The sequence below is a fragment of the Paraburkholderia tuberum STM678 genome (genome assembly GCF_902833905.1).
GTDB lineage: Bacteria > Pseudomonadota > Gammaproteobacteria > Burkholderiales > Burkholderiaceae > Paraburkholderia > Paraburkholderia tuberum.
This window is the reverse complement of the sequence record NZ_CADFGP010000117.1, coordinates 1-10670: the sequence shown is the minus strand read 5'-3', so window position 1 is coordinate 10670 and position 10670 is coordinate 1. Positions and strand designations below refer to the sequence as shown.

Here is a 10670-nt window from a genome sequence, read left to right as displayed (position 1 = left end):
GTTTGCCGCGTGGGTTGGGATCGTACCGAGGCAGACGGGTTCGGGCGGCAAGGTGAATCTGCACGGGATCAGCAAGAGGGGTGACACGTATCTGCGCACGCTACTGATCCACGGTGCGCGTAGCGTCCTTGAGCACGCAAAGGAGCCGGGTGAGTGGGTCGAGCAGATGAAGAAGCGGCGGCCAAAGAATGTCGTGGTCGTCGCACTGGCCAACAAGATGGCGCGAACGATCTGGGCCGTACTGGCCCATAACCGGCCATACCGGAAGGACTATGTCAGCGTGAATCCGGCCTGAATGGCTCACGCGATGTAGAAGATCAACGTTTGACACGGGGTGAACGTCGAAAGGTTGCGCAGCAAACGAGTGTGATGACAAGCCAGGTAGGACCGGGGCCCGCCAAGCCTGAATCATTTCCAGAGCTTCGAGCTCGTTTGAGGAGTGAGGCGCGGGCCAGCGGATTTCATAGGGGGCCGTAGCCTATTGGGCTGCAACAAGCCCGGATATAGAGCAGCAGCCCATCCTGTCTGTCACACAAGCGAGAACTAGCGCAAAGGGACGCGTTCATATAGAGATGATGGACGAGCGTGGTATCGCGGTTGATCATTCCACGGCGTACCGCTGGGTGCGGAAGCTATTGCCGATATTCGAAAAGACGTTCCGCAAGCACAAGCTTCCGGTTGGGAAAAGCTGGCGAATGGACGAGAGCTATATCAGGATCAAAGGCGAGTGGAAATATCTTTATCGGGCGGTGGACAAGGCGGGCGACACGATCGACTTCCTGCTCAGGGCCAGGCGGGACAAGGTTGCAGCCCGGCGGTTCTTTGAAAAAGCCATCGCCCACAATGGTGCGCCAGAGACCGTGACCATCGACAAAAGCGGCTCCAATCTGGCCGCGTTGAACGCGGTGAATGCCGATCGCGAGACGCCGATCAAGGTCCGCCAGATCAAATACCTGAATAACATCGTCGAACAGGACCATCGGGCTATCAAACGCCGGACCCGTCCTATGCTAGGGTTCAAGGATTTCCACAGTGCGAGGGTCATTCTCGGCGGCATCGAGGTAATGCACATGATCAGGAAAGGACAGATGAAATGTGTGGGCAAAGACCCGTTGTCTGCTTCCCGGAAGTTTTATTCATTTGTTATTTAAGAAATACTGATTATATTGACATTTGTCGTCTCGTCACGCTTACTGCGACAGAACCGTTACTTATGTCGCTATGCAACGTATTGCACGGGGTAAGAGGCGACCGTGTCATACAGCTGTACGCTGCTGACCCCGCCGGGGCTGGCGTTTCAGGCGGCGAAGGGCGGCGGTAACCGTGCGCAACGAGCGGAGCCATCGTGCATGAATGAGGTGGTCCGGACCAAGCTGGTAGATGTTGCTACCTGCTCCGTGCACCTGCAAGGGAACAGAGCCGAGACTGGCAGCCTGTCCGCTCTCTCTGCGTCCCGCCGCCGCATCCAGGCCATCTGAAAACCGGCTAGGGCCAACACTTCGAACAAATTGGCTGCCATCGGGACATTGCGCGGTCCGAAGGGAACGAGCGTCTCGATAAATCCCTTAGCCGTTTAGCCAGGAACGAACTCATAGTTGCGTCAAAACTATCTGGGTCGATGGGTTTGCGCAGAAAGGCGTTCCAGATTTTCACCTCTCCTTCCGGAGGAGCCCGGGCGGAAACCATCACCACTGGAATCTGGGCGAGCGCCGGATAGAGCTTGAGACGTTCGCACAGTTCGACCCCGTTCATCCCGGGCATCTCCCAGTCGGTAACAATCAGTTCCGGAACGTGGCGGGCAGCCTTTCGCAGCGCCACGTCCCCATCTTCTGCGAAGAGTACGTGATGGCCATGCTCTTCCAGAAGAAGCTGAAGTACCCACAGATTATCCGGCTCATCGTCGACTAGCAGGACTGTTGACATGGCGAGATGCGACACAGGACGTTTACGGAGGAGCGCAACGACCGTGCCGGAGTCTTCCGGCCGCCGGCCCGGCAAAGGCGTGAAAGTGGTTTCAATGGTGCAGTGTACACATACATAATTGCTCAATCGCAGCGGAAGCGTATACGCTTAAGTAACTTCCCGCGAGAAACTTATGGACGCGGCCACTTTCCTGGACCGCAACGGATTGGTCGCCGCGTGGCGTCGTCTGACCAGAGGGTTTCGACCGCGATAACCCGGGCCGTTCGTGCCCGACCTCTGTGTTGAGGTGCTTCTCGACAGGGACGGGCCGCAGGACATCGACCGGAGGGTCGGAGCTTATCTGGACGGGCGCCAGCGAAGTCATTGTCGGGGGTCGGCGCGGACAGGTTGAATTTCGGGGGCCGTTGGGCCAGCGGCAGGCCTCGATGTTTGGCATATCGCTACCGCCTGCTTGTATGTATTTCGAAGCGCGCGGTGACCCCGCAGCTGAAAGGCACCGAGGTCCATCCCGTTGACATCAGCGATGGCGCTGCCCGACAGGCCTTCAGATGGAAAACCCGACATCTTCCGCTGTGTCGAAATGCTCGCCTTTACAGCGTGGGCAATCGGTCAAGGTAGTCAAAGCGGGCAAACGGCGGCGGCACCTCGATCACTTCAAGCTCGTCGACCAGCGCTGCGGACATGCCGTCGCTTAGCCAGGCGCACATGGTGGCAAGCTGCTCCGGCGAACCCTGCAGCATCACCTCCACCGAACCGTCCATGCGGTTACGTACCCCAGCCGGTGACGCCCCGCGCCTGGGCATGGCGTACGCAGGCTTCCCGATAGCCGATGCCCTGCACCTTGCCACGCACCTGCACCAGCCGGGTCTCAAGCATCCCATCCTGGTGGTCAGTTTCCATGCGTGTAGTCCTTGCAAAAAGTTGGCGCAGCTTCGCCCTCACTGAAGTGGCCCGGCTGCAATCGCATGCCTGCCTAGCGTCTCCCGCAGGCTTTTCCCGGAAATACCTGAAGAACGCTCTGTCCCGGAAATGCGGCTCCAGTGCCGCAGCCGCGCTGCGTGAATGGATGCGTGTTCGCACGGAGCCACGTAACCGTCCAGCGGGATAGCGGCGTCCAGTGGCGCGGCGCCGTGAGACTCGCCTTCCACGTTTGCCATCGGGCTATCAGGCTCTACGAGCGCCGCATGACATCCGCCAGGTCATCGAGCGATAATGGCTTGGTGAGATGGCAGTCAAATATCCGTTCGTCGGTCTGGAATCTGCTGGCGGCATCGGTGTAGCCCGTTAAAGCAACCAGCTTCGTCTGGGAGCACTGGGCCCGAAGGCGAAGCAGTTGCGCAAGCTCAAGGCCATCCATGCCGGGCATCGTGATATCAATCAGGGCAATGTCCGGAGTAAATGATTCCACTATCGAGAGCGCGTCGGGTCCGCTCTGTGCCCGCTTCACCTCATGCCCCTCGAGCTCCAGCAACGTAGCCAGCGCTTCCATGGTGTCCGCGTTGTCGTCGACAAGGAGGATACGACTCGACGCCATCGGGCGTGTCGCGGTCACGACAGGCTCGCTCGTGCTCTCGCAGACAATCGGGAGCTGCACGGTGACTTCCGTCCCTTGACCTTCACCCGCGCTCGCAACTATAACCGTGCCGTTGTGTGCGGCAACCAGATGCTTCACGACCGCCAGTCCGATTCCCAGTCCGCCTTGTGCCTTTCCGCGTGCTGATGCCGACTGGGCAAACATGTCAAAGACGTGCGGCAGCATTGAAGGTGAAATGCCCGCACCGTTGTCCGTCACCGTGATGACCGCAGTTCGGGGCGATGAGCCGCGTATCGATGCGATGCTCAGGTCCGGCGCCTGTACCGATAACGTGATGTCGCCGCCGGGAGGGGTGTATTTCACTGCGTTCGTCAGCAGATTCGATATGACCTGGGTGAGTCGGGCCGCGTCGGCGTGAACGGTTACCGGATACGGGGGAACAGTGACATGCAGCTGGTGCGGACCATTACTGGCGTCGGCCTTCATCGCCGTCACCGCGTCGGCCACGATATCCTGGAGCAACCCGTACGACGGGCGCACGGACAGTTTGCCATGCCTTATCCGGGACGCGTCGAGCAGGTCGCCGACGAGCCGCTTCAGTATCCGCATCTGTCTGTCAGCGATGCCCAATGCAGCCAACACGGCGGGATTGTCTGTCGCGAGCTTTCGCGCCGCCGTGAGGGCACCGTCGATTGGCGCGAGGGGATTGCGTAATTCATGACTCAGGGTCGCAATGAAGTCGTCCTTGCGTGCTTCAGCCAGGGCCAGCGCATTCCTGGCGGCCTCCGCTTCTGCCGCCCGGGCTTCCGCGTCAGGCTTCGCCCGGGTCATGGTAAGCGCCGCGCAGGTGAAGTTTGCAAGGCTGGTCAGGATTCTGCGGTCCTCCGCATCGAAAAGGTGTACCCCGTCGTGGGACATGACCCACAGGGTGCCCCACGGCTCAGGTTCGCCCGGAATGGGTACAGCCAGCTCCTCGATAATCTCCGGAGAGACGTGTTCCAGGCAGGCGAAGTGGCGCCGGGGAAACGAAAACAGTTGTCCCGAAGCCAGTTCGAGCGTCACGGCGCTCGGGCTGTCTGCAGTCGGGATGGTGGTGCCCACAGCGGCCACGCATGCACCCGAAACCGCGACCCAGCGGAACACGAGGGCGCCGGCAGCGCCGGTTTCCAGCAGGCCGATGCCCGCGCTGCCGGCTTCGCACAGACTCAGTGCCATATCCGAGAGCGTCTGCAGCATGGCACCGTCCGACGACGTCAGTGCCTGCGCCAGACGGTGCATCGCGCTGCTTTCTGCCGCATAGTCGGGTGGGCGATGAGCACGCGTGTCGAGCGTTGGTGTGACGAGACTACCCTCACGCCGTGCGCGGTCCGCTGCCGATGATGCCGACAGTCCGGCCATAGGGTCTCCAGGTTGTAATGGGTATGTGGCTACACGGAAGAAATTACCATGCTGGATGAATTGTAGGCGCTGCATCACAAAAACCGGCCGGTAAGCCGTGACCGACTGGAGATGCCGCGCGTTGACGGAGTCGAACTCTGTCAACGGTTGAAGGTCGACACCGCGACGGCCGACATTCCGGTGGTCATGCTGTCGGCCGCGCTGCCGCCTGAACCGGAAGAGCCGCTATGGGACGTATTGCTGCTAAAGCCCGCCCCGATAGGTCGGTTGATAAAGGGGATTCATAGTCTGCTCGACGGAGCGCACCCGGAAGTACCGGGACGGATGTCCGAACAGTGAACATGCGATATCCCGCTACGGAGCGTGGAGCGGTTGCTTCTGTCCTGAGCGTCAGGGGCGAACTGCGGAGACGGTGCGGTGCCCGGTGATGACTGCATCCTGGGCGTCGGCAAAGACACCCTTCACGACGTTCAGCATCGCCTTCGAAGTTTCGGGCTCGCTCCGCTTCACGGTAGCTGCATCATCACGGGTGGCACCGCGAGCAGAATCATTCGTGGGCGGTTGCGCGAGCACGTGTCGGTGTTTCAGTGGGCAATCGAACATGGCTTCCCCCGTGGAAATTGGCCCGCATCCTGGCGGGACTCTGGCAGCGCGCGTTGCCACTTCAAGCGACGCGTGGCACGCAGGACGGCCTATGATGAAATCATTGAGGTGCGGAAAACGTGCCTCCGAACCCAGAGGAGCGAGAATCATGGCCAAGCAAGATACCGAATCCAGCGTCTACAGCGTCACGGAAATTATCGGCACCAGCCCAACCTCCTGGGAAGATGCGGCGAAAAATGCTGTGGAAATTGCGGCGAACTCGCTGCGTGATTTGCGAGTTGCCGAAGTCTGCAAGCTCGACATGAGGGTCGATAGCGGCAAGGTCGTTGAATACCGAGCGCGAGTATCTTTGTCGTTCAAGTACGAAGCATGAAACGGCGACCCCGCACCACGGCAGAGAGCAGGCTTCCGATACTGCAAGTTTGCGGCATCGAGCTTGTACGCCAGTTGCGGAGGGCGCAACTCCCAGAACGCTTACGCTAGCACTTACGCTCCGGTGGTCGAGATGCACGACGCCCTTGGCATGTAGCGCTAGCGCGCCTGGGGGGCCGTGCAGTTCAGTCTGGCGGTGTGCCTGCGTGGCAGCGGGCTTCAGTCCGTCCTGCGCCCCTTGTCGCTGCGAGCTGGCGGGACGTGCTCGCCTTCAACGCACGTAAATTCGACCACGTTCGTCGCATCGCAGATAGCGCCGTCCATCCGGGCCCGGCTACTGTCGCGCCACGGTCAAACCGCCGCTGGACGATGAGGCAGGAGTATTTACATTGGCGCCTGCAGCGCTACAGCCACTCGCACGTGGCCCTGCCGGGGCTCATGTCCAGCTCAGGGTAACCGTCCTTTCCGTGCAAAATCTGGCGCTTTGCTCTGAAAAACTGTGACTTTTCAATGGCGTGCAAGATCAAGCTTGGCGTAGCGGACGCGCAAACGGAAAGCCTTACTGGACGCGACTCTCCGGGAGACGACCGCCAGACTTTGCACGAAAAGGACGATTACCCCGGTACGGACCACTGTCGAGCTTCTCGTCCATCATCCGGCATAGCGCCGCATGAGAAAAGCCGGGATGGCCTGGCAGGCGCGCCTCATCGATGCTCGCGCGAATCTTTTCGGCTTCGCTTCGATGCGCGTCTTCCAGTTCGGCCTCGTCGAGAACTACTTCATCGACCATGTACGGCGGACCTTCGTACCAGACTGGATCATCCTCGACGAGCCGGATGGCGGTCACCGTACGCGTACCGGTGTCTGTGCAGCGCCACCAAAACGGGCCGCACGTGAATTCGAGACCAATGTGAAATTCAGAAGGCTTCATGGACATGCTCAGTCCTTCGGACAGTTCCGGTTCAAGTCAAGAGCATCGAATCTGCTCTCGTCGAAGAGATGAACAAGACCACACTTGCAGAGATCATCCGCATCCGGACGATCAGCCGTTTCCCGGCCAGACGCAGCCGGGCCCTTCGTACTCTGAGATCATTCAGCTCAGTTTAGCCTTTGCCGACGGTTGACCGGCACGGCGTCGTGGTGCACACAAAGTCGTAGTCGGACGGCAACGGCCGTAGTGCGAGGAACGCGGGCGCGGTCGCCGCTGCCGCATGCGCGCCGTGCACATGGGATCGACGTTCGCGAGACTCGCCTTTACACAATGGCGATAGTTTTCTTTCCATAGCAGCCAGTTGCAAAATCAGAACCATCGGACCCTCATTCGATCGCGATGTCGCGTCGATCGTCCACTTCGGCACATACCGCCGCTGCGGCACGATGATGGATGGATTGGCCAGCAATCACACTTCGCAAATATCTCTGATTTTATGCGCGTCCTATCCTGGATGGGAGCCGCGCGGAAGCCGGCCGCGAAGGAGTACGGACGGGAAGACCGTTGATTGGGGGCGCGGTAGCGGGGCCACGGAAACGCCTGCATGAACAACGTGGGCGTTTTCTTTTGGCGGGTTTACATCGAGCGTCACATTAACCTTGAAGCCACAATCCTGCGCCGGACGTTCTCGCGGACTTCTTCAGTCAATCCGCTGTGGCGATCGCTGCATCGATTTCGGAACCCCGAAGAGCCGCGCCCTGTTATGGCGCTTGACGCCATAATCGTCGTATGGCATCCTGCGCCATATGAAGAAGAAAGCCACACTCCTGTTCGAGGATCGAACCATCTACCCGGATGGAGCCATTCTCGAAATGCGCATCTGGCGATTACCGGAGAGCGACGGCGAACGACCGCACGGCCTCAAGTACAGCCTGTTTTATGGTCGTGCAGGTCAGCGAATCATCGGCTACGACAACGAACGGGGCAAAGGCGATCACCGGCACTACCGCGACCGGGAAGAGCCGTACGCATTCTCGACGCCCGAGCAGATGGTGGCTGATTTTCTGGATGATGTAGAACGTGAGCGAGGTGAATCATGAACAAACTTAATGTGCATGTTGGTGGCGCGCGGGATATGGGTCGTCGGTTCGCGGCGGCATTCAACCGTGCGCAGGCAGGCGAGCATGTCGAAGAGCGGCACGTGACGTTTCTGTCGCTCGAGGAGATGCTGGCTGCGCTGTCGCCGAAGCGCCTTGAGATGCTTCGTCACCTACATCGCGAAGGCGCAGAAAGCGTGAAGGCGTTGGCAACTGCGCTGGATCGGGACTACAAGCGTGTCTACGAGGACGTGGTGATCCTGGAGAACGCTGGCCTTATCGTGCGCGAAGAAGGTCGTCTGACTGCGCCGTGGGACGCGGTAACCGCCGAGGTTTCCTTGTGACCGAATCGCGGACGGCCATACGTGAGGTCATGCCTCATCGCTCGGATCCACCAGTTCAATCCGGAACTGCCACCCTTCGAACGCCATTAACATCGCCCCAAAATCGGACCAGTCGACCCGCCTGCCATCAATGACCACACATGGCAGCCGGTCGTTCTCGTTGCCGTCCCACTCGATTCGTCCACGAACCGTCGTTTCGGCTACCACGAGATGGCCTGCATCCTCGACCAGGTGTTTGACTGCCAGGGCACGCTTCATCTTCTGGAGCAGGTCGCCCAACAGCTCTGGAAACGGAAGCCTGCGCGGTCCTCGTCACCCGAAGCGAGCTCGAACGCCTCCAGTGAAAGCTGGTCACCGAACAGCAGGCTACGGAAATGGAACTCGTGTACGACGCCATCAGCATCGGGCAGACGCACGGACGTGAACTCCGGATGTTCGAAGGCTTGAACGTCCGCCAGATACGCCATCTCAGTGTTAAAACAGCGGCTACAGAGCAACCGGAAGCCGCCATCCGGCGAAGCAACGCTGACAACGTCGTGCGGTGGGGTGACTGTTCCGCACCGGACACAGGTGTTACCGGTCATCAACGCTCCTCTTCGGCTCCTGATGGATTCGACGGTAATTTTCGCACCTTTCCCGGCACGGTGTTGTTCGCCGACGGGCGCCCTCTCCTGCCGTCTGGTGCTCAAGCAATCAGGTCAGTATCCCGCGGTTTTTGGGCGCGACGACGGCTCGTTCGCGGTGTCGTTCCGAGATATCCCAGAGGCGATCACCAAAGGCGCACGCTTGAGGAAGCGCGCGTCATGGCTGCAGACGCGCTGTTGATGTATTTGGAGAACAAGCAGACCGTTCCCACTCCATCGGAACCGAAGGTAGGAGAAGAAATGATCACCCGACCCGTCAGCGCGTTACCAAAGGTGCTGCTGCCCAACGAGATGATCGCGCAAGAGGTGACGCAGTCGGAGCTGGCGCGACGAATCAACACCCGACCGCAGGACGTCAATCGGATCGTCGACTTGGCCCACACGCCGAAGTTCGACATCGTCGCGGCAGCACTCAGGGCGCCTCAGTTGCGCGACACGCCAGACCCTTGCCCTTCGCCGCGCTGTTCAGCAGGCAGCAGACAATCGTCTCGTGCTGAATGCACTGCAAGCCGCGCTGCACACGCTCCAGCAACATAGCGGCATTACCTGCCACGCAGAGGGCGAGGTGTTTCCTCGAGCCGGAGATTCACCTGGTGTCGTCTGCCGTCGAGCTGGTGACGAGCGACGTCGTTTCCGTCCCACCGCCGCCCGGGCTTGAAAAGACCATCGACCTCGAAGAGGACGGGCAGCCGAGCGACGAAGCTAGGGTTCTGCACGCATTGCATGTCGCCCGGAACGTGCTCTCGATACACAGCGATTTGGGAGGCGTGTTCGACGACGAAGAGCACATTCTCAATTTCAAGCTGCAGACCGATCTGCTGACGGACGCCATGAAGATGATGGGCATAGACATGTCGAAGCCACTGCACGCGCCGAAACCGCGAGGCGCCCCCCCGAGGACTACTATGACGACGCGTGAAAGCTTCGAAGAGCACCTTGCCCAGGATGGGCCCCTCCTGAAGATCCTGGCCATCGCGACCTGAGGTTCTTGCTCCCAACGTACGAACCCAGTTGACGTGTCCGCCAGTCATCGTTGGTTAGTCATACATTAAGGATTACTACATATATTCGCTAATTTCTTTTATGTCAAATTGCGGGGAGGGATCAACGCTAAGTATCGATCTCCTAACAACGAGTGTTCGGCATGCAACAAACGGGGACCGCCAGGTTCGTTCTATGGCGATCCATTGGACCGTCAGTATCGCCGGGCTATTGAACGTACCTTGTTCACCCCGTCTTCTTTCACTTGGCCTTCGACGAGCATCTGCATGAACTCGATGCCACCAAAAATGATGCGTGCACAACGAAAATTCTCGAAGCTTAGCATCGGTCTGGTGCGACGCTTAAGGGCGCGGTGGTCCCTCTCGAGGACGTTGGTCAGGTACTTCTTCTGGCGGATCCTGATCGGCATCTCACGTCGGCGTTGAGCGCCTGTAGCGCGCCAGATTTGCACCGCTTTTATCGATCGTCACGGTCTCCGGTTCGCCGTTCGAGGCGACCGCCTTTTCAAAACAGAGCCAGGCCGCAACTTTGTCACGATGGACTCGCAGCAGGAAATCGATCGTGTTGCCAGCATTGTCCACCGCGCGATACAGGTATTTTCACTCGCCCTGGCCCGAATGTACGTTTCGTTTATACCCCAGCTAATCTGGGTGGCGCGCGTGTGGATTAAATGTTCCTTTGTTGAGAAAAACGGTGAATGCGATGGTATGGAAGCCACTTTTGACAGTACTGTGCTCATTTCCAGAATCCCAGTGCGGCCTGCAACGCCGGATTGCGTTCGGCCTGTCGTTCGAGCGGCACACCTTCGATGGCCGCCACCCA

The 10670-nt window shown here is 59.5% G+C and carries 12 protein-coding genes and 3 pseudogenes; 8 read left to right on the top strand and 7 right to left on the bottom strand.

The genetic code is table 11. From position 1 onward, the window contains the following. A partial coding sequence (locus HWY30_RS39655; RefSeq protein ID WP_176079038.1) for a transposase occupies nt 1–295 on the top strand: 295 nt, incomplete at its 5' end. A gap of 274 nt (nt 296–569) precedes the next feature. Further along, nucleotides 570–1151 (top strand): annotated as a pseudogene (locus tag HWY30_RS39650) (IS6 family transposase); the annotation flags it as partial. Nucleotides 1152–1485: 334 nt separating this feature from the next. On the opposite strand, the gene HWY30_RS39645 reads toward HWY30_RS39650, so the two are convergent. The 3 genes and pseudogenes from HWY30_RS39645 to HWY30_RS39635 form a co-directional block, all read right to left on the bottom strand. After that, nucleotides 1486–1923, bottom strand: coding sequence for a response regulator (locus HWY30_RS39645; RefSeq protein WP_090812652.1), 438 nt, complete (start codon nt 1921–1923; stop codon nt 1486–1488). Nucleotides 1924–2513: 590 nt separating this feature from the next. Next, nucleotides 2514–2823: pseudogene (locus HWY30_RS39640) on the bottom strand (acylphosphatase). 271 nt (nt 2824–3094) lie between these two features. Then, on the bottom strand, nt 3095–4855 hold the full coding sequence (locus HWY30_RS39635) for a hybrid sensor histidine kinase/response regulator (protein ID WP_090812570.1): 1761 nt from the start codon (nt 4853–4855) through the stop codon (nt 3095–3097). Nucleotides 4856–4966: 111 nt separating this feature from the next. On the opposite strand from HWY30_RS39635, the gene HWY30_RS42655 reads away from it, so the two are divergent. After that, nucleotides 4967–5194, top strand: a complete 228-nt coding sequence (locus HWY30_RS42655) for a response regulator (RefSeq protein ID WP_279613343.1) — start codon at nt 4967–4969, stop codon at nt 5192–5194. A gap of 412 nt (nt 5195–5606) precedes the next feature. Beyond that, complete coding sequence (locus HWY30_RS39625) at nt 5607–5831, top strand: dodecin family protein (RefSeq protein ID WP_018419043.1); 225 nt, start codon at nt 5607–5609, stop codon at nt 5829–5831. Between the two features lie 558 nt (nt 5832–6389). Here the strand turns inward: HWY30_RS39625 and HWY30_RS39620 are convergent. Continuing rightward, on the bottom strand, nt 6390–6767 hold the full coding sequence (locus HWY30_RS39620; protein WP_244145198.1) for a hypothetical protein: 378 nt from the start codon (nt 6765–6767) through the stop codon (nt 6390–6392). An 800-nt stretch (nt 6768–7567) separates the two neighbouring features. On the opposite strand from HWY30_RS39620, the gene HWY30_RS39615 reads away from it, so the two are divergent. Together HWY30_RS39615 and HWY30_RS39610 are read left to right on the top strand one after the other, a co-directional pair. After that, on the top strand, nt 7568–7861 hold the full coding sequence (locus HWY30_RS39615) for a toxin-antitoxin system TumE family protein (RefSeq protein ID WP_090812573.1): 294 nt from the start codon (nt 7568–7570) through the stop codon (nt 7859–7861). Continuing rightward, the gene (locus HWY30_RS39610) at nt 7858–8202 is read left to right on the top strand and encodes an HVO_A0114 family putative DNA-binding protein (protein WP_165576812.1); all 345 of its coding nucleotides are present in this window, start codon (nt 7858–7860) and stop codon (nt 8200–8202) included. The genes HWY30_RS39615 and HWY30_RS39610 overlap by 4 nt, the downstream gene beginning before the upstream one ends. 27 nt (nt 8203–8229) lie before the next feature. Here the strand turns inward: HWY30_RS39610 and HWY30_RS42305 are convergent, their stop codons facing one another. Next, on the bottom strand, nt 8230–8481 hold the full coding sequence (locus tag HWY30_RS42305) for a DUF7713 domain-containing protein (RefSeq protein WP_244145199.1): 252 nt from the start codon (nt 8479–8481) through the stop codon (nt 8230–8232). Then, entirely contained in the window at nt 8457–8786 is a 330-nt protein-coding gene (locus HWY30_RS43250; RefSeq protein ID WP_208611614.1) for a DUF7685 domain-containing protein, read from the bottom strand. Before HWY30_RS43250 ends, HWY30_RS42305 begins: the two co-directional genes overlap by 25 nt. A 219-nt stretch (nt 8787–9005) precedes the next feature. Here HWY30_RS43250 and HWY30_RS43245 point away from each other — a divergent pair, with 219 nt between their 5' ends. After that, the gene (locus tag HWY30_RS43245; RefSeq protein WP_425199437.1) at nt 9006–9383 is read left to right on the top strand and encodes a hypothetical protein; all 378 of its coding nucleotides are present in this window, start codon (nt 9006–9008) and stop codon (nt 9381–9383) included. A gap of 56 nt (nt 9384–9439) precedes the next feature. After that, nucleotides 9440–9829, top strand: coding sequence for a hypothetical protein (locus HWY30_RS39595; protein ID WP_090811976.1), 390 nt, complete (start codon nt 9440–9442; stop codon nt 9827–9829). A 212-nt stretch (nt 9830–10041) separates the two neighbouring features. Here HWY30_RS39595 and HWY30_RS42295 read toward each other — a convergent pair. Further along, nucleotides 10042–10506: pseudogene (locus tag HWY30_RS42295) on the bottom strand (IS6 family transposase); the annotation flags it as partial. Nucleotides 10507–10670 lie beyond the last annotated feature (164 nt).